This window comes from Streptomyces coelicoflavus, from assembly GCF_045041415.1.
In the GTDB taxonomy this organism is placed as follows: Bacteria; Actinomycetota; Actinomycetes; order Streptomycetales; family Streptomycetaceae; genus Streptomyces; species Streptomyces coelicoflavus.
In genome coordinates, this window is record NZ_CP108218.1 from 4,784,976 (window position 1) to 4,801,715 (window position 16,740).

Here is a 16,740-nt window from a genome sequence, read left to right on the forward strand (position 1 = left end):
TCAGTGACGTGACCCAGACAAGCGACGCAGCCGCAGCGGCTCCCGTGAACCAGCCGGAGCCCACCCGACCGAGCCGCCGCACCCGCGTGCACCGCGCCTGGTGGGTCGCCGCCGTCACCTTCGTGACGATCATCGGGGCCGCCGCCTTCCGCTCCCTGCCCGGCATCCTCATCGACCCGCTCCACGCCGACTTCGGCTGGTCGCGCGGCACGATCGGCGCGGCCGTCTCCGTCAACCTCGCCCTCTACGGGCTCACCGCCCCCTTCGCCGCCGCGCTGATGGACCGCTTCGGCATCCGGCGGGTCGTCGCCGTCGCCCTGCTGGTGATCGCGCTCGGCTCCGGCCTGACCGTGTGGATGGACTCCGCCTGGCAGCTCATCCTCTGCTGGGGCCTGCTGGTCGGCCTCGGCTCCGGCTCCATGGCCCTGGCCTTCGCCGCCACCGTCACCAACCGCTGGTTCACCGAGCGGCGCGGCCTGGTCACCGGCGTCCTCACCGCCGCCTCCGCCTCCGGCCAGCTGATCTTCCTGCCGCTGCTGTCCTGGATCGTCGAGACGTACGACTGGCGCCCGGCGGCCGTCACCGTCGCCCTCGCCGCCCTGGCCGTCGTCCCCTTCGTCTGGCTCCTCCTGCACGACCACCCGGCCGACGTCGGCCAGAAGCCGTACGGCGCGAAGGAGTTCGTGCCCAAGCCCGCCCCCGTGCCCGGCGCCGCCCGCCGCGCCGTGACGGTCCTGTTCTCCGCCGTCCGCACCGGCCCGTTCTGGCTCCTGGCCGGCACCTTCGCGATCTGCGGCGCCTCCACCAACGGCCTGATCCAGACCCACTTCGTGCCCGCCGCCCACGACCACGGCATGCCGATCACCGCCGCGGCCTCGCTGCTGGCCGTCATCGGGGTGTTCGACGTGGTCGGCACGATCGCCTCCGGCTGGTTCACCGACCGCTTCGAACCGCGCCGCCTGCTCGCCGTGTACTACGCCCTGCGCGGCGTCTCCCTCCTCTTCCTCCCCATGCTGCTCGCGCCCAGCGTCCACCCGCCGATGCTCTTCTTCATCGTCTTCTACGGCCTCGACTGGGTCGCCACCGTCCCGCCCACCCTCGCCCTGTGCCGCGAGCACTACGGCGAGGACAGCGCGATCGTCTTCGGCTGGGTCCTCGCCTCCCACCAGGTGGGCGCCGCCCTCGTCGCCTTCCTCGGCGGCGTGGCCCGCGACCGCTTCGGCTCCTACGACGTGGTGTGGATCGCCTCCGGTGCGCTGTGCGCGGCTGCGGCGCTGATGGCGCTGGTGATCCGGCGGCGGGCGGCTCCGGTGGCCGCGCTGTCATGAGCAGGTCGTAGGGTGCGGGCATGGGGTGGGGGAAGACGGGGAATCCCGGTGACCGGCGGACCGTGCGGCCGAACGACGAATGGAACCGGGCGGCCGCACTGTGCGCGGGGCAGCTGCCGCTGGTGTGGCTGGCGTGGTGGCTCGCCCTGGAGGCGGGCGGGGACGACTACGGGTACCCGGGCGGTGCCTACCTGGGCATCTGCTGCGTGCCGGTGGTCCTGCCGCTGCTCGGGCTGGTGCACGCGACCTTGCAGATCACACCCGCGGCGGCCCTGGCCGGCCTGCGGCCCGGTGCCCTCCCGGGACCGGAGTGGGCCTGGCACCTGGGGGTCTCCGTACTGATCGGCGCCGGCTGGTCGGTGCTGGGACGCCTGCTGTGGGGGTGGCCGCTCGGCGACACCCTCCCGTGGTTCGCCGGGGCCGGTGTCCTGCCGGTGCTGGTCCTCGACCGCCTGCGCGGACGGCCCTGGAGAGGGCGGAGGGTCTGGCTCGGTTCGGCGGTCGCGAGCTTCGTCCTCTTCGTCGGGTGCGGAATACCGGCGGCCGCCCTGACCGACACCTACGAACCCCCTCGGCTGTCCGCCGGGCAGCTCACCGGGGACTGGCACGGCGCGCACGGGAGTCTGCTGCGGCTGAACCCGGACGGACGGGCCGAACTGACCCGCCTGCCGGCCCGACGGGGCGCCGACGAGGAGGGTGACTTCTCCGTGTGCGACGGGACCGGCACGTGGACGCTCGAACGGGAGAACGAGTTCATGGACACCGACCGCGACGGCGTCCTGCTGCGTCCCAACGGCGAGTGCGGCGGGGAGACGTACTGGACGGTCGGCGGCACCGAACAGGACCCGGAACTCTTCGTGGTGCTCGGCGACCCCGACTCCGGTGACCTGCGCATCCTCACCCGCGACTAGCCCGGCAGCCGCGACACCCGCCCCGCCTCCCGCTTCGCCACCGCCCCGGCGATCCGCCCGGCGTCGCGCGCCAGCTCCCGCAGCATCCCGCTGATCGGGTTGGTGAACCCCGTGAAGTACAGGCCGGGGGCACCGGACGGCGTACGGCCCCCGTGCACGACCGGCCTGCCGGTGCCGTCGAGGACGCCGAGGTGGCCGACCAGCCCCTCCAGGCCCCGCCGGTACCCCGTGGCCGCGATCACCGCGTCCGGGGCGAGACGGGTGCCGTCGGCGAGGACCGCCTTGCCGTCCTCGAAGCCCTCCACGGCGGCCACGACCTCCACGCGACCCGCCCGGACCGCGTCGATCAGACCGACGTCCTGCACCGGGATCGCGCCCTGGGCGGCACGGGTGAGCAGGCCGGTCTCCGGGCGGGGCAGCCCGTGGGCGGAGAGGTCGGGCGTGCTGATCCGGGCCAGCGGACGGGCCAGCCGGTCGGCGAGCGCGGCCGGCAGGCGCCGGACCAGCACGCCGTTGTACTGGGCGGCCCATCCCGCCGTCGACCGGCGGACGATGTGCGGCGCGGTGCGCACCGAGAGCCGGACCCGGGCGGCCCCGCCCTCCACCAGGTCCACGGCGATCTCGGCACCGGTGTTGCCGACCCCGACCACCAGGACGTCCCGGCCGGCGTACGGGGCCGGGGAGCGGTACTCGGCGGCGTGCCGGAACTCGCCGGTGTACGTGTCCCGGCCGGGCCAGTCCGGAAGCCGCGGGGTGTGGTTGTGACCGGTGGCGACCACCACCGCGGCGCCGGTCAGCTCCCGGCCGCCGGAGGCGTGCAGCAGCCACCCGGCCCCGTCGGGAGCGTGCTCGACGCGGAAGACCTCCACCCCGGTGACGATCTCCAACTGGTGGTACTCGGCGTACTTCTCCAGGTAGCGCACCACGTCGTCGCGGGCCACCCAGCGTCCGAAGCGGCGCGGCATGGGCAGGCCGGGCAGCGCCGAGAGGCGGCGGGTGGTGTGCAGCCGCAGCCGGTCGTAGTGGCGCCGCCAGGAGTCGCCGACGTGGCCGGCCCGTTCCAGGACCACCGCCCGCAGACCTCGGGCGCGCAGCGCGTGGGCGACGGCGAGACCACCGGGACCGGCGCCTATGACGTACACGGGGCGGCCCGCGGGGTGGGCGGGCTGCGGCGGTTCAGCGGACGCTGTGGAGTCGGCCATGCGGCGAGCGTAATCGCGCCCCCGCTTGATGGGTCTCGGTCAAGACCGGAATCGGTTGCGGATCGGTCACGACTGGGACCGGTCCGGTTGAATGACCGGATGGCCCACACACGCATGTACACCCTCGACCCCTCCCTCTCCCATCCCGAACCCCGCGGGCACGGACTGCGCCTGCGCGCCTGGGACGCCGCCTCGGACGCCGACGCGGAGACGTGGCTGCGCGGCTGTACGGACCCCGAGTTCCAGCGCTGGAACACGCCGCTCAAGCTGTGGACCGACCTCGCCGGGGCCCGTGAGTCGCTGCGCGGGCGGGCCCGGGACGCGGCGGACGGCAGGTCCGCGTCGTTCCGGATCACGGACGACGAGAGCGGTACGACGCTGGGACACATCGGCCTCAACGAGATCAGCCGGCAGGTGAAGGTGGCCAGGATCGGCTACTGGGTGCTCCCCGAGGCCCGGGGCCGGGGCGTCGCCACCCGTGCCCTGCTCCTCGCCTCGCGCTGGGCCTACGCGGAAATCGGCCTCCACCGCCTGGAACTGGGCCACGCGGTGGGGCACGACGCGTCCTGCCGGGTCGCCGAACGCAGCGGCTACCGCGCCGAGGGGACCCTGCGCGAGGCGATGTTCGAGGCCGGCCGGCACGACGTGTTCCGGGACGTGCACCTGCACGCGCGCCTGGCGACGGACGAGGAGCCGACGCCGCCGGCCGCGCGGTGAGCGCGGTTCACGGCCACAGCAGCCGCCGCTCCCAGCCGCCGTCCTCCGTCCGCCGGTAGGACAGCCGTACGTGGCGCCGGCGGGCCTCGCCCTGGAAGAACTCCACCTCGTCGGGTCGCAGCCGGTACAGCGTCCAGGACGGGACCGGGGCGTCCGGTTCGCGGCCGGCCCGCTCCCAGGCCGCCTCGGAGGCGCGGGCCAGCTCGTCCGTGGAGCCCAGTTCCGCGCTCTGCCGGCCGGTGAGCGCGGCGGCCAGCGCGCCGGTCGAGCGCGCGTGCAGGTCGGCCCGCGCCTCGTCGCCCGGGGCGACGGTCACCGGGCCGCGCAGGCGCACCTGGCGGCCCAGCACCGGCCAGTAGAAGACGAGCGCGGCGTACGGGCGGGCGGCGAGCTGGCGGCCCTTGCGGCTGTCGGCGTGGGTGGCGAAGGCCCAGCCGTCCGCGTCGGCGCCGTGCAGCATGACGACGCGCGCGTCCGGCAGGCCCTCGGCGTCCGCCGTCGCCAGCGACACCGTGTGCGGCTCGCGCTCGCCGGCCCGGGCCGCCTCGGCGAACCAGCGGGTGAACAGCTCCAGCGGGTCGCCGGGCGCACCGGCCGGGTCGAGGGGCGGCAGCTCGGTCACCGCGGGGTCCCACACCCGCAGCGACCTCAGCAGCTCGTCCACGCTCCTCACACGGAGCCGAGGTCGGAGGAGACCCAGCGCTCGGGCCGCATGCGGACGACGACCTGCTCGCCGTGGTTCGCCATGGCGAAGGCGACGTAGCCGTCGACCTTCTCGGCCGGGAGATAGCGCGCGGACATCTCCCGCACGTGCTCCTCGGTCGCGGTGACCGTCCCGACGACCGGCCCCTCCACCGACACGTAGCGGATGGTGGGCTCCAGCCGGTCGACCATCAGCGAGAACCGGCCCGCCCTGCTGATCAGGTCGTTCTTGCGGCTGTCGAGGCCCGTCGTGATCCACACCTCGCCGCCGGGCTCGTACTGGTACCAGATCGGCACGGTCAGCGGGGCGCGGCCCGCTCCCGCGTCGACCGCGAGCGCGGCGATGTGCGGCTCGGCCAGGAACGTCTCACGCTCTTCGCGGGTCAGGGCCACGGTGGTCTCCTCCAGCGGATGCGGGTACGGATGCCGGTCACAACGTCGGCCGGGTGGGCGGCTGTTCCCCGGTCGCTCCCCGTCCGGGGCCGTCGCGGGCCGAACTTCGAGGCGCTGGACATCGTGCGGCGCGGCCGGAGGGCCGGGGGCACGGTCGCCGAGTTCGAGCGGGCGGCCGACGGGGCGGCACGGGGGCCGGAGGTGCGAGGGGCGGAGGTGCGAGGGGCGGCCGGAGGTGCGGGAGGCGACGCGGCGGAGCGGGGAAATGACAGGCCGCCGCGCGGCGCACTTACTTGGCGGGCTTCTTTCCGGTGATGCCGAGATACGTCAACAGGGCGAGATGCGGCTTGAGTTCCGCCTGTTTCACACCCCAGGAAGAGAACCCCTTCTGGTGCGAGGCGGCGGCCGCGAGCATGACGACGAGTGACCCGGCGATCGCCGCGGGGTTCACGTCCTTGTCGACCTTGCCCTTTGCCTGGAGATCGGCGACGGAATCCGTGAGGGAGGAGTTCACCGAATTCAGGATCTTCATGCGGATTTTGGCGAACCGCTTGTCGCCCTCCGCCGCGCCGAGATCCACCACACGCAGAATCGCGTCGTTCTTGCGCCAGAAGTCCAGGAATCCGTCGACGAGTTCCTGTGCCGTCTGCCAGCCCGCCTTGCCGACCCAGGAGCGGCCCGCCGTCAGCTCGGTCAGCGAGGTGCTTTCGGCGGCCATGCGCTCGGCGATCTCCAGGACGGCACCCTCGACGTCCGGAAAGTACTGGTAGAAGGTCGCGGGCGAGGTGCCCGCCCGGCGGGCGACATCGATGACTTTGACATCGCGATAGGGGGAGGAGCTGAGCATTTCGCTGAGGCAGTCGAGCAGTTTCTGCCGGGTCGCCTGCCCACGCCGACCGGCCACGCGGCCGTCGACGGTACGCACTTGTCCTGTCATGCCGTCAGCTTACCGACGGGTGATCCGAGCGCGATTCGGCCGACTGCAAATGGGGTGCGGGAGCGGAGAGAGACGGGTGTGCCCGGTCTGCGCGGTGCGGGCCGCGCGGCTATTTTGACGGCATGGCCGAAAACGGGGCATTCGAGAAGAGGCGAGAGGGCGTCCCCTGCTGGGTGGACGCGCAACTCTCCGACGTGGAGGCGGGCAAACGCTTCTACGGCGAGCTGTTCGGCTGGACCTTCCAGGACGCGGGGACGGAGGAAGACGCGGCGGGGGAGTCCGTGCGGGCATGCCTGGACGGGGAGCCGGTCGCCGCGCTGGTCCGCAAGACGGACGGCCGGATGCCCACCGTGTGGTCCGTGTACTTCCACACCCCGGACGCCGCCGCCCTCACCGCGCGGATCCGGGCGGGCGGCGGTCAGGTCGTCACCCCGCCCCACCCGGTCGGCGACCTGGGCAGCGCCGCCCTCGCCGCCGACCCCGACGGTGCGGTCTTCGGGCTCTGGCAGCCGGGCCGCCGTACCGGCTTCGGGCGCCGGGGCGTGCCGGGCGCCTTCGCCTGGGCCGAGCTGTACACCCGGGACACGGAGGCCGCCAACGCCTTCTACGGCGACCTCTTCCACGACGCGCTCTTCGGTCCGGACGCCTCCCCCGACTTCGGCCGTGCCCGGGTCTCGGACGTCTTCCCCGCCGAGATGCCGCCGCACTTCCTCGTCCACTTCCTGGTGGAGGACGTGACCGCCGGGCTCGCGACGGTGGCCCGGCTCGGCGGGCGGGTGCGGGTCCCGCCCTTCGGGACGTCGTACGGGCGGGTGGCCGTGGTCTCGGACGGCCAGGGGGCGTCGTTCGCGCTGCTGCAACGCTGAACGGGGCCGGACGAGGGCACGCGGCGGATGCCGCACACTCACCTTTGCCCGGAATCAGGCAAGACACCCCGATTGTCGCCAGGTTCGCCACCAGCGCCTCGGACAGGAAGAATCGGGGTGCGTGGCGCCACGGAGGTGCGGTGGTGAGACGCTGCACTTCGGTCGCGTGCATAAGTGGGTGGCGCGGCCCGTACGGGGAGGTGGCAGGCAAGTGGTGGATCAGCTGACGCAGCACGATCCGCGGCGGATCGGGCCGTTCGAGGTGCTGGGCCGGCTCGGCGCCGGCGGCATGGGGCTGGTCTATCTCGCGCGCTCGGCGTCCGGGCGGCGCGTGGCGATCAAGACGGTGCGCACGGAACTGGCCGAGGACCAGCTGTTCCGCGTCCGCTTCACCCGCGAGGTGGAGGCGGCCCGCGCGGTCTCGGGCTTCTACACGGCGGCCGTGGTCGACGCCGACCCGCGCGCCGCGGTGCCGTGGCTGGCCACCGCCTACGTGCCCGCACCCTCCCTCGAGGAAATAGTGAACGAGTGCGGGCCGATGCCCGCCCAGGCGGTGCGCTGGCTGGCGGCCGGCGTCGCGGAGGCGCTCCAGTCGATCCACGGCGCGGGCCTGGTCCACCGCGACCTGAAGCCCTCCAACGTCCTCGTCGTCGAGGACGGCCCCCGCGTGATCGACTTCGGCATCGCGTCCGGCGTCTCGAACACCCGGCTGACCATGACCAACGTCGCCGTCGGCACCCCCGCCTACATGTCACCGGAGCAGGCGAAGGACTCCCGCAGCGTCACCGGTGCCAGTGACGTGTTCTCGCTCGGCTCGATGCTGGTCTTCGCCGCCACGGGACACCCGCCCTTCCACGGCGCCAACCCGGTCGAGACGGTCTTCATGCTGCTGCGCGAGGGCCCCGACCTGGAGGGCCTGCCCGACGAGCTGCGCCCGCTCATCGAGTCCTGCATGCAGATGGAGGCCACCGGACGCCCCAACCCGGCCGACCTCCAGGCCCAGCTCGCCCCGCACCTCTTCGGCTCCGGTTCCGACGACAGCGGCACGGCGTCGGCCTGGCTGCCCGAGCGGGCCGTGAGCCTCATCGAGGGCCGCCGGGGCGGCCGCCCCGCGGTCAGGCCCGCCACCCCGGCCGGCGGCCGCGGACCGGGCCCGTCCGGCGTCCGCGGGCCCGCCCACGCGCCCCCGCTGCCGCCCCCGCCCGCCCACGACCCCGTCGTACCGGCGCCGCCCCCGCACGGCCCGGCGGTGCCCGTTCCCGTCGGCGCCCCCGACGGCGGGCCGGTCCGGCTGCCCGGCGCCGCGGTGCCCATCGGCCCCGGACCGCGCGTCGCCGACATGCGCGCCGCCGCCGTCGCCGCGCCCCCGCCGGAGTCCGCCCTCGCCGCGTCCTGGTCCCGCCCGCGCCCCGGCGTCAACGGCGCCGACCCCGCCGTACCGGCCCCGTCGCCCGCGCCGTCCCCCACCCCGGAGGCGTCGCCGGCCGGCTGGCGGCCCTGGCGGTTCCGCATGTCCAACGACGTCTGGGGCACCCCCCGGGTCGCCGAGGACCTGGTCTACGTCACCTCCTTCGAGGTGCACGCCCTGGACGTGGGCACCGGACGGCGCCGCTTCAAGACCCGGGACGTCGCCTGGTCGATGGCGGTCGCGGACGGCCGCATCCACGCCTCCGACGGCCCCACTCTCTTCGCCCTGGACGCCCGCGAGGGCGCCGACCTGTGGCGCGTGCAGACCGACGCCTGGGTGTACTCCCTCCAGGCCGAGCGCGGCACCGTCCTCACCGCCACCCGCGGCGGCGGCGTCCAGGCCTGGGAGGCCTCGGCCGGCCAGAAGCTCTGGGAGGTCACCGGCGCCCAGACCGACTTCGAGTCCCCGGAGGCGGGCGCCGCGCTCCACGACGGTACGGCCTACGTCTGGCAGGACGCCCGCCTGCGCGCCCTGGACGCCCGTACCGGCGACGAGCGCTGGTCGTACCCGATCGGCGACGCGGCCTCCTGCGGCGGCGTCCCGGTCCGCCTCACCCAGGCCCCCGACGGCTACGTGTACGTCGCGGCCGGCACCCGCGTCCTCGCCCTGGAGGTCACCTCCGGCCACGTCCGCTGGCACTTCGAGGCCCCGGCGGTCTTCCTGGCCCCGCCCACCTTCGTGCCGGGCCCGGCCGTCACCGGCGGCGGCGTCTACCTCGCCGACTACCTCGGCACCGTCTACGCCCTCGACGCCACCGACGGCCGCGACCGCTGGCGCATCGCCACCGAGGCCCGCTCCTCGACCGACCCGGTCCTGGTCGCCGCCGGCCACGTCCACGTGGGCAGCGGCAAGGGCCTCTACACGCTGGACGCGGTCACCGGCACGCCCAAGTGGCGCTTCCAGGCGGGCGGCGACATCGTGGGCGCGCCCGCGGTCGCCGAGGGCCGCATCCACTTCGGCTCGTCCGACCACCTGCTCTACACGCTGAAGGCCGACGACGGCCGCCTGCGCTGGAAGCTCGCCACCGGCGGCGAGATCACCGGCTCCCCGGTCGTCCGCGACGGCATCGTGTACGCGTGCAGCAAGGACCGCTGCGTGTACGCCCTGGACGCGGAGAAGGGCACGGGGACGGCCCGTACGACGTGAGCGGCCGTACCCGACCGGTGACGTGTCCGTGACATGCGTTCCCTAGCGTGATCGTCATGACACCACGGGGGCGAGCACTCAGGTACACGGCGATCTCGGCACTGGTGGTCCTCAGCCTGACCGGCTTCTCGACCGGCCGCCACGGCCACGGTCACGGAGGCGACGGGGGCGGCGGCTGCAGCAGCTCCAGCCAGGACCACGACGGTTCGTCGTCCACATCGGGCGGCGGCGCCTACAAGGACGACGACGACACCTACGGCAGCGGCGGCAGCGGCTACCACGACGACGACACCGACGACGGCGGCTCGGGCGGCGGCGACACCCACGCCATGTCCGCCACCCTGGAACTGATCGCATGCGCCACGGAGACCGAGCCGTACGCCACCGTCGAGGTCACCAACCCGAACGACAGCGAGTACACGTTCCCCGTCACCGTCCGCTTCATCGACGTGTCCGACAGGGAGCTCGCCGAGGGCCATGAGGAGGTCACCGTCCCCGCGCGGGGCGTGACCGAGGTGCACATCCCCTTCGACGGCTACGAACCCCCGTACGAGTGCCAACTGGACGAGACGGTGACGTCACCGTCGTGACCCCGTGACGCGGGCACGGCCGGGCCCGGACACACGTCGGCCGCGGCGGCTTCCCCTCCGCGCCGCCGCGGCCGATCCCCGTGCCGGAAAAGGTCTACTTGCCGTCGCCGTCCAGGTCCAGGGCGGGCGGCGCCGGAGCGTGGTTCTCCAGGGTCGTGATCTGCTCGTCGGCCGGAGGCTGGGGAGCGTGGTTCTCCAGGAGCTTGGCCTCGCCGCCGACGGGCGGTGCGGGAGCGTGGTTCTCCATGGTGACGACGTCCGCCGGCTTCTTCTCGGTCTCGCTCATGCTGCTCCCCTGAAACTCGTTGCGTACGGGTACCGATCGCCTCTGTCCGGCGACTCCCCCGAGTATCGCCGGACAGAGGCCCGCGCGGTCTCCCGGGTGGGTGGCCGCGGTGCGTGACCCGTCTGCCCCCCGACGCGACGGATCCGGGTAAGAGCTTGGCCCGTGGCCATAAACGTTCGATGAACGCCCGTGCCGACGCCCCGTTATGCGGCGTCGACGGGTGAGGCGAGCAGGCGGCGCACCTCCGACGCCTCGGGGGCGTCGGCGCGTTCCAGCAGCGTCAGGGCCTCGTCCCAGCAGGCGCGCGCCCGGCCGCTCTGTCCCAGCGCGCTCAGGCTCTGGCCCAGGGTGTTCAGGACGCTGCCCCGGATGAGGTCGCCGCCGATGAAGCCGATCGCCAGGGCCTGTTCGGCGTGCTGGGCCGCCGCCGCGGGCCGTTTCGCGACCAGGTGCAGCTGCGCGATGCGGAAGTGGGCGGTGCCCTCCCACAGGCGCTGGCGGTTGTTGCCGAACATCACCAGGGCGTCCTGCATCTGCCGCAGGCCCTCCGCGTGCTGGCCCGCCCGCAACAGTGCCACCCCGAGCGCGTAACGGGCGTTCGCGAGGCGCAGCGTGAGACCGAGCTGCCGGAAGATGTCCACCCCCTGTTGGGCCAGCGCGACCGCGCTGTGGGTGCGGTTCATGCGCTCGTGCAGCCGCGAGAGGTTGCACAGGGCGCTCGCCTCGCCGGGACGGTTGTCGTCCGCGCGGTAGCCGTCCCGGGCGATCGTCAGCAGCTCCTCCGCCTCCTCGTAACGCCCTTGGCTGAGCGCGATGATGCCCCGGTCGGTGGCCGCCCAGCCGATGGGCGTGGCGTCCGCCGCCTCGGTGGCGAGCTCGATGGCGATCCGCGCCTCGTCGTCCGCCCTGGAGTACTGGCCCGCCGCCAGGAAGACGTTGGACAGAGCGGTCCTGGCCCGGCTCTCCGCCCGGATGTCGGCGGTGGCCCTCGCCACGTCGCGCAGCGTCGTCGCGGCCGTCTCGTACTGCCGGGCGTTGGCTCCGGACTCGGCCAGGTCCTTGGTCGCCCAGAGGAGGTCGACCGCCCGGCGCAGTTCGCTGCCGGACACCTGCTGCTGCGCGCAGGCCAGCAGGTTCTGGGCCTCCGTGAAGAGCCAGTCCAGGGCCTCGCCCCGGTCCTCGAACGAGAGACCCGTGTAGGAGGTGGGTTCCAGGTGGGCGACCGTCCGGTCCCCGGGCCGTTCGATCGCGTACACCCCCGCGGCCGTCGCCAGGTAGAAGTCCAGCAGCCGCGACAGCGCCGCCGCCCGCTCGCTGGGCGGCCGCTCGTCCCGCTCCGCGCAGGCACGCGCGTAGAGGCGGACCAGGTCGTGGAAGCGGTAGCGGCCCGGCGCCGCCGATTCCAGCAACGACGTGTCCACCAGGGACTCCAGGAGGTCCTCCGTGTCCTGCGCCGGGAGGTCCAGGACCGCCGCCGCGGCCGCGAGGGAGATGTCCGGGCCGTCCGCCAGGCCCAGCAGCCGGAAGGCGCGTGCCTGGGCCGGTTCCAGCTGGCCGTAGCCCAGCTCGAAGGTGGCCTCGACCGCCAGGTCACCGGCCTGGAGCTCGTCCAGCCGGCGTCGCTCGTCCGCCAGTTTCGCCGCCAGGACGGAGACGGTCCACGTGCGGCGGGCCGCCAGCCGGGACGCGGCGACGCGGATCGCCAGCGGCAGGAAACCGCACGCGCCGACCACGTCGAGCGCCGCCTCCCGCTCCGAGGCCACCCGCTCCTCGCCCACGATCTTCGTGAAGAGGGCCAGCGCCTCCTCGGGCGACATCACGTCCAGGTCGACCAGGTGCGCCCCGGCCAGGTCCACCATCCGCACCCGTGCCGTCACCAGCGCGGCGCAGCCCTCCGTGCCCGGCAGCAGGGGCCGCACCTGGGCGGCGTCGCGGGCGTTGTCCAGGAGGACGAGGACCCGGCGGCCGTCGAGGACCGAGCGGTACAGGGCGGCCCGCTCCTCCAGGGAGTCCGGGACGGCCGAGTCGGCGGTGCCCAGGGCGCGCAGGAAGGAACCCAGCACCGTCTCCGGCTCCGCGGGCCGTGCGCCGGCGCCCTGGAGGTCGACGTACAGCTGTCCGTCCGGGAAGGCGGCCCGCGCCTGGTGGGCGACGTGCACCGCGAGGGTCGTCTTGCCGACGCCGCCGATGCCGGCCAGCGCCGACACCGCCATCACCCGGCCCGTCGCCGTGCCCCCGGACGCCGCGGACAGGACGCCGCTCAGCTCGCGCACGAAGGACGCGCGGCCGGTGAAGTCGGGCACGGTGGCCGGCAGTTGCGCCGGACGCACCGGGAGCGGCGCCGCCCCCGCGTCCGGTGCGGGAGGCTCGGCCAGGTGCGGGTCGGCCCGGAGGATGCGCTGCTGGAGTTCCTGGAGGCCGGGGCGCGGGTCGACGCCCAGCTCGTCGGCGAGCAGGCGCCGCGTGTCCGCGTAGACCGCGAGCGCCTCCGCCTGGCGTCCGCTGCGGTACAGGGCCAGCATCAGCAGCTCCCGCAGGCGTTCGCGCAGGGGGTGGGCCGCCGTGAGCGCCGTCAGTTCCGAGACGGACTCGGCGTGGCAGCCCTGCTCCAGGTCCATGTCGAGCCGGGTCTCGAGGAGTTGGAGCCGCCACTCGCCCAGCCGCACGCGCTGTGTTTGGGCGTACGGGCCCGGCACGCCGGCCAGGACCTCGCCGTCCCACAGGGCCAGCGCCCGGCGCAGCAGGTCACGGGCGTGGCACAGGTCCCCGGCGCTCCTGGCCTTCTCGGCCTCCACGGCCAGGTTCTGCGCCCGCGCCAGGTCCAACGCCCCGTCGGCCAGGCCCCGCACGGCGTACCCGCCCGACTCGCTGGCCAGCACCCCGGGGTCCAGGACCTTCCGCAGCCGGGACGCGTACGTCCGCAGCGCCGCCAGCGCCTGCGACGGCGGCTCCTCGCCCCACAGGGCGTCGATCAGCTCGGCCGCGGTGGCCGTACGGCCCTCGCGCAGCAGCAGGGCGGCCAGCAGCGCGCGTTGCTGGGGCGAGCCGGTGGCCAGCGTCTCCTCGCCGCGCCAGGCGCGCACGGGTCCGAGCACGCCGAAGCGGAGCGCGGCCGACCCGTCCGGTTCCGCCGGGTGTCCGGGACGCCGCTGCTCCGGAACCCGCGGTCCACCGTCCATGCCGTCCCCCTAGACATCCTGAGCAACCAGGTCAGTTTGCCTTGTTCATGCCGACCACGTCAGCCGTGGGCGACGCCGATCACAGGTTCTTCATCAGCTTTCCGTCCCCTGCCCCTCCAGCTCCACCCGTACCGTGAGCAGCCCCGTCCCGACGCCCATCGCCCGCACCGCGAGGCTGTTGCCGCGCGGGAGGCGGCGCAGCCGGGCGAGCGGGTCGTCGTCGGGCAGGAGGTGGGCCGTGCCCGGGTACCAGCGGCCCCGCAGCCGGACCCGGACCCGCGGATCGGCCCGGATGTTGCGGACGTACTGGGACCGCTCGCCGAACTCCGACACCAGCCAGAAGGAGTCGCCGGTCCGGCGCCCGCCCACCGGGGTGCGGCGGGGCAGGCCGGAGACGCGGCCGGTGGTCTCCAGCAGGGTCTGGCCGGGCAGCCGGCGCACGACGGCGTTGAGCCGGCGCTGGAAGGCCGTCACGGCCCGGTACTTGGTCTCGGCGTAGGACGACATCGTTCGTTCACGCTCCCTTCTCGCGGGCCTCCATGTTCCCGGAAAACCTCGGAGGGGAAGGTGTGGACGGGGCCGGGAGACCCGGCCGGGAGACGGGTGGTGGGGCGTGCGGGTCGTGACGTGGAACCTGTGGTGGCGGTTCGGGCCGTGGGCCGACCGGCGCGAGGCGATCCTCGCCGTGCTGCGGGAGCTGGCGCCCGACGTCGTCGGCCTCCAGGAGGTGTGGGCCGTCGACGGCGGGGAGAACCTCGCCGCGTCGCTCGCCCGCGACCTGGGCCTGCACTGGGACTGGTCGCCCTCGCCCGCCCCCGAGCGCTGGCAGCGGCGGATCGGGGACGACACGGTCGGCGTCGGCACCGCGGTGCTCAGCCGCTGGCCCGTCGTGGAGCGGGCGGTGCTGCGGCTGCCCGCGCCCGCCGAACTGGACGACGGGCGGCTGGCCTCGTACGCCCGGCTGGACGCGCCCGGGCACCGGATCCCCTTCTTCACCGTCCACCTGACCTCCGGCGGCGGCCCCGCCGGTGCCGTGCGCCGCGAACAGGCCGCCGCCCTCGCCGGGTTCGTGACCGCGCACCGGCACGGCACCGCCCACCCGCCCGTCGTCACCGGCGACTTCAACGCCCGCCCCGAGGCGCCGGAGGTCCGCCTGCTGCGGGCCGGGGGACTGCGCGACGCCTGGGACCACGCGGCGCCGGGCGCGCCGTCCGGTACCTGGGACACCGCCAATCCGTACGTCGCCCACGCGGACGGCGAGCCGAGCGTACGGATCGACTACGTCCACGTGGGCCCGCCGGGACCCGGTGGACTCGGCCGGGTCCTGGCGGTGCGGCGGGCCGGTGCCGGTCCCGTCGACGGGGTCTGGCCCTCCGACCACGCGGCGGTCGTCGCGGACCTGGCCGCCGACGGGACGGCCCCCGCCCCGGCTAGCGGCCCAGGAACACCGGGTTGGTGAACGCCGCGAGCGCCCCCGGCAGCGGACCCGCCGCCGCCTCGTGCCGCACCTCCGCGCGCACGTACGCCGCGTACGAGGCCGTCGTCCGCCACTCCACGGTGCCCGCGCCGGACACCGGCAGGGGACCGCCGGTGAACAGCACGCCCTGGTCCGTGACGAACCGCACCGTGCAGCGCGGGGCGCCCGTCACCTCCAGGCGGACGGTGACCGGGGAGTCGCGGTCCACGCGCAGCCGCTCGCCGATGCCGGCGTGCTCGCCCCGGCCGCCGGATGCGGTGAGGGACAGGGACACCTTCGACGACTCGGCGACGTAGGACCGCCCGGCGCGGATGCCCTCCTGGACCGCCTCCCGGGTCAGGTCGTCGGCGAGGACGACGGTCTGCGGGCGGCCGATCACGTCGGGGGAGCGGTGGGAGTCGCTGCTGCCCATCGCCGGGATCCAGTCCCGGCCACCGTCCCTTGCGGCGGCGACCAGCATGCCGTCCCAGTCGGCCAGCGCCACCTCGTCGTCGGGTGTGTAGGCGCCGTTCCACACCTCGACCGCGTCCGCCTCGCCGAACCCGAACTTCCAGTTGCAGCCGATGCAGGTGGCGTGCGGGTGGGCGGGCACCACCAGGCCCCCGGCGCGGCGGATCTGCCGGGCGAAGCGGCCGAAGCGGTTGTCGCGGGCCCGGTAGCGCCAGTCGACGAAGGTGGCGGGATCGGTGCCCAGCGCGACGACGTGGCCGTTGCGGGTGGTCACCTCCTCGCCGAGCAGGATCAGCAGGTCGTCCCCGGCCAGGTCCGCCCAGTGCGCGTGCGCGGAGTGGGTGTTGTGCTCGGAGGAGTTGATGAAGTCCAGGCCCGCGGCTCGAGCCAGCTCCGCGATCTCGGCGAGCGTGTAGCGGCCGTCGGAGTACTCCGAGTGCAGATGGCAGTCGCCCCGGTACCAGGCCCGCCCCCGCCCCTTGGCGCGCTCGGGCGGGTACACCGGGCGGGGCGCCGGGTCCTCCTCGCCGTAGGTCAGCGTGACGGTGATCTCGTACGACAGCCCCTGCGGCGCCACCGTGTACGGGCCGAGCGCGATGTGCCAGGTGCCCGCGCGCACCGGCCCCGGGACGTAGCCCGGCGTGGCGGCGTCCGCGCGCACGGAGAACTCGGTGCGCGCCCCGCCCGACCAGCCGCGGAAGCCCCGGCCGCCCAGCTCGGTGCCGCGCTCGTCGAAGAGGCCGATGTCGAGCGCGTTGCCCTGGGTGCCGGCCGGCACGGCGGGGCGGTCGTAGGTGTAGGCGACGTGGATCTCGCGCACGCCCCGGGGGACCTCGACCGGGACGTACACGAAGTCGGGGGAGCCCGGCGGGAGGGTGCCCCGCACGGTTCTGGTGCGCTGTTCCCGGGGTGCCGCGGCGGCGAAGCTCACGCTTCCCAACGTAAGCGCGGCGGCGGCGCCCGTCACGAACACCGCGCGTCTGCCGATCCCGGCGTGGTCCTGCGCGTGGTCCTGCTCGTGGCCGTCCTCGTGGTCGTCCTCGCACATGCTGCTGCTCCAGGTGTCGTCGTCGTGTGTCGTCGGTGAC

General features: G+C 74.5%; 15 protein-coding genes. 7 read left to right on the plus strand and 8 right to left on the minus strand.

What is annotated here, in order from left to right; all coding sequences use genetic code 11:
- Positions 1–8: 8 nt before the first annotated feature.
- Both OHA99_RS21360 and OHA99_RS21365 read left to right on the plus strand, forming a co-directional pair.
- A complete protein-coding gene (locus OHA99_RS21360) occupies positions 9–1,328 on the plus strand; it encodes an MFS transporter (RefSeq protein WP_153179342.1) in 1,320 nt (439 codons plus the stop codon).
- Between the two features lie 20 nt (positions 1,329–1,348).
- Positions 1,349–2,239 (plus strand): hypothetical protein, encoded by an 891-nt coding sequence (locus OHA99_RS21365; RefSeq protein WP_153179343.1) that lies wholly within the window; start codon positions 1,349–1,351, stop codon positions 2,237–2,239.
- Here the strand turns inward: OHA99_RS21365 and OHA99_RS21370 are convergent.
- Positions 2,236–3,441 (minus strand): NAD(P)/FAD-dependent oxidoreductase, encoded by a 1,206-nt coding sequence (locus tag OHA99_RS21370; RefSeq protein ID WP_366472208.1) that lies wholly within the window; start codon positions 3,439–3,441, stop codon positions 2,236–2,238. The two genes, OHA99_RS21365 and OHA99_RS21370, sit on opposite strands and share 4 nt — an antisense overlap.
- A gap of 99 nt (positions 3,442–3,540) precedes the next feature.
- Between OHA99_RS21370 and OHA99_RS21375 the strand changes: the two genes are divergently transcribed.
- A complete protein-coding gene (locus OHA99_RS21375) occupies positions 3,541–4,158 on the plus strand; it encodes a GNAT family N-acetyltransferase (protein WP_405697277.1) in 618 nt (205 codons plus the stop codon).
- A gap of 7 nt (positions 4,159–4,165) precedes the next feature.
- Here OHA99_RS21375 and OHA99_RS21380 read toward each other — a convergent pair whose 3' ends face one another.
- From OHA99_RS21380 to OHA99_RS21390, 3 genes are all read right to left on the minus strand, one after another.
- The gene (locus OHA99_RS21380; RefSeq protein WP_153179346.1) at positions 4,166–4,831 is read right to left on the minus strand and encodes a pyridoxal 5'-phosphate synthase; all 666 of its coding nucleotides are present in this window, start codon (positions 4,829–4,831) and stop codon (positions 4,166–4,168) included.
- Complete coding sequence (locus tag OHA99_RS21385; protein WP_153179347.1) at positions 4,828–5,253, minus strand: pyridoxamine 5'-phosphate oxidase family protein; 426 nt, start codon at positions 5,251–5,253, stop codon at positions 4,828–4,830. The genes OHA99_RS21380 and OHA99_RS21385 overlap by 4 nt, the downstream gene beginning before the upstream one ends.
- Before the next feature lie 289 nt (positions 5,254–5,542).
- Positions 5,543–6,178 carry a TetR family transcriptional regulator gene (locus OHA99_RS21390; RefSeq protein WP_153179348.1) on the minus strand — a complete coding sequence of 212 codons (636 nt, stop codon included), beginning with the start codon at positions 6,176–6,178 and terminating at the stop codon, positions 5,543–5,545.
- A 134-nt stretch (positions 6,179–6,312) separates the two neighbouring features.
- On the opposite strand from OHA99_RS21390, the gene OHA99_RS21395 reads away from it, so the two are divergent.
- From OHA99_RS21395 to OHA99_RS21405, 3 genes are all read left to right on the plus strand, one after another.
- Entirely contained in the window at positions 6,313–7,056 is a 744-nt protein-coding gene (locus OHA99_RS21395) for a VOC family protein (RefSeq protein WP_153179349.1), read from the plus strand.
- A gap of 211 nt (positions 7,057–7,267) precedes the next feature.
- Positions 7,268–9,670: a PQQ-binding-like beta-propeller repeat protein gene (locus OHA99_RS21400; RefSeq protein WP_405697280.1), complete on the plus strand. Its 2,403-nt coding sequence runs from the start codon at positions 7,268–7,270 to the stop codon at positions 9,668–9,670.
- A gap of 56 nt (positions 9,671–9,726) precedes the next feature.
- Entirely contained in the window at positions 9,727–10,260 is a 534-nt protein-coding gene (locus OHA99_RS21405) for an LEA type 2 family protein (RefSeq protein WP_164384336.1), read from the plus strand.
- Positions 10,261–10,354: 94 nt separating this feature from the next.
- Here the strand turns inward: OHA99_RS21405 and OHA99_RS21410 are convergent, their stop codons facing one another.
- From OHA99_RS21410 to OHA99_RS21420, 3 genes are all read right to left on the minus strand, one after another.
- Complete coding sequence (locus OHA99_RS21410) at positions 10,355–10,546, minus strand: hypothetical protein (RefSeq protein WP_153179352.1); 192 nt, start codon at positions 10,544–10,546, stop codon at positions 10,355–10,357.
- Between the two features lie 203 nt (positions 10,547–10,749).
- A complete protein-coding gene (locus OHA99_RS21415) occupies positions 10,750–13,725 on the minus strand; it encodes a BTAD domain-containing putative transcriptional regulator (RefSeq protein ID WP_405697282.1) in 2,976 nt (991 codons plus the stop codon).
- A gap of 93 nt (positions 13,726–13,818) precedes the next feature.
- Complete coding sequence (locus OHA99_RS21420; protein WP_405697284.1) at positions 13,819–14,232, minus strand: nitroreductase family deazaflavin-dependent oxidoreductase; 414 nt, start codon at positions 14,230–14,232, stop codon at positions 13,819–13,821.
- Positions 14,233–14,338: 106 nt separating this feature from the next.
- Between OHA99_RS21420 and OHA99_RS21425 the strand changes: the two genes are divergently transcribed.
- A complete protein-coding gene (locus OHA99_RS21425) occupies positions 14,339–15,184 on the plus strand; it encodes an endonuclease/exonuclease/phosphatase family protein (RefSeq protein ID WP_405697287.1) in 846 nt (281 codons plus the stop codon).
- On the opposite strand, the gene OHA99_RS21430 is transcribed toward OHA99_RS21425, so the two are convergent.
- The gene (locus OHA99_RS21430; protein ID WP_405697289.1) at positions 15,156–16,700 is read right to left on the minus strand and encodes a CehA/McbA family metallohydrolase; all 1,545 of its coding nucleotides are present in this window, start codon (positions 16,698–16,700) and stop codon (positions 15,156–15,158) included. The two genes, OHA99_RS21425 and OHA99_RS21430, sit on opposite strands and share 29 nt — an antisense overlap.
- Positions 16,701–16,740: the final 40 nt, after the last annotated feature.

Bases quoted from the DNA above. Each gene is read 5' to 3' on its own strand.
- OHA99_RS21415 (WP_405697282.1), bottom strand. From the start codon at position 13,725: ATGGACGGTGGACCGCGGGTTCCGGAGCAGCGGCGTCCCGGACACCCG.
- OHA99_RS21365 (WP_153179343.1), top strand. From the start codon at position 1,349: ATGGGGTGGGGGAAGACGGGGAATCCCGGTGACCGGCGGACCGTGCGG.
- OHA99_RS21405 (WP_164384336.1), top strand. From the start codon at position 9,727: ATGACACCACGGGGGCGAGCACTCAGGTACACGGCGATCTCGGCACTG.
- OHA99_RS21420 (WP_405697284.1), bottom strand. From the start codon at position 14,232: ATGTCGTCCTACGCCGAGACCAAGTACCGGGCCGTGACGGCCTTCCAG.
- OHA99_RS21370 (WP_366472208.1), bottom strand. From the start codon at position 3,441: ATGGCCGACTCCACAGCGTCCGCTGAACCGCCGCAGCCCGCCCACCCC.
- OHA99_RS21430 (WP_405697289.1), bottom strand. From the start codon at position 16,700: ATGTGCGAGGACGACCACGAGGACGGCCACGAGCAGGACCACGCGCAG.
- OHA99_RS21395 (WP_153179349.1), top strand. From the start codon at position 6,313: ATGGCCGAAAACGGGGCATTCGAGAAGAGGCGAGAGGGCGTCCCCTGC.
- OHA99_RS21375 (WP_405697277.1), top strand. From the start codon at position 3,541: ATGGCCCACACACGCATGTACACCCTCGACCCCTCCCTCTCCCATCCC.
- OHA99_RS21410 (WP_153179352.1), bottom strand. From the start codon at position 10,546: ATGAGCGAGACCGAGAAGAAGCCGGCGGACGTCGTCACCATGGAGAAC.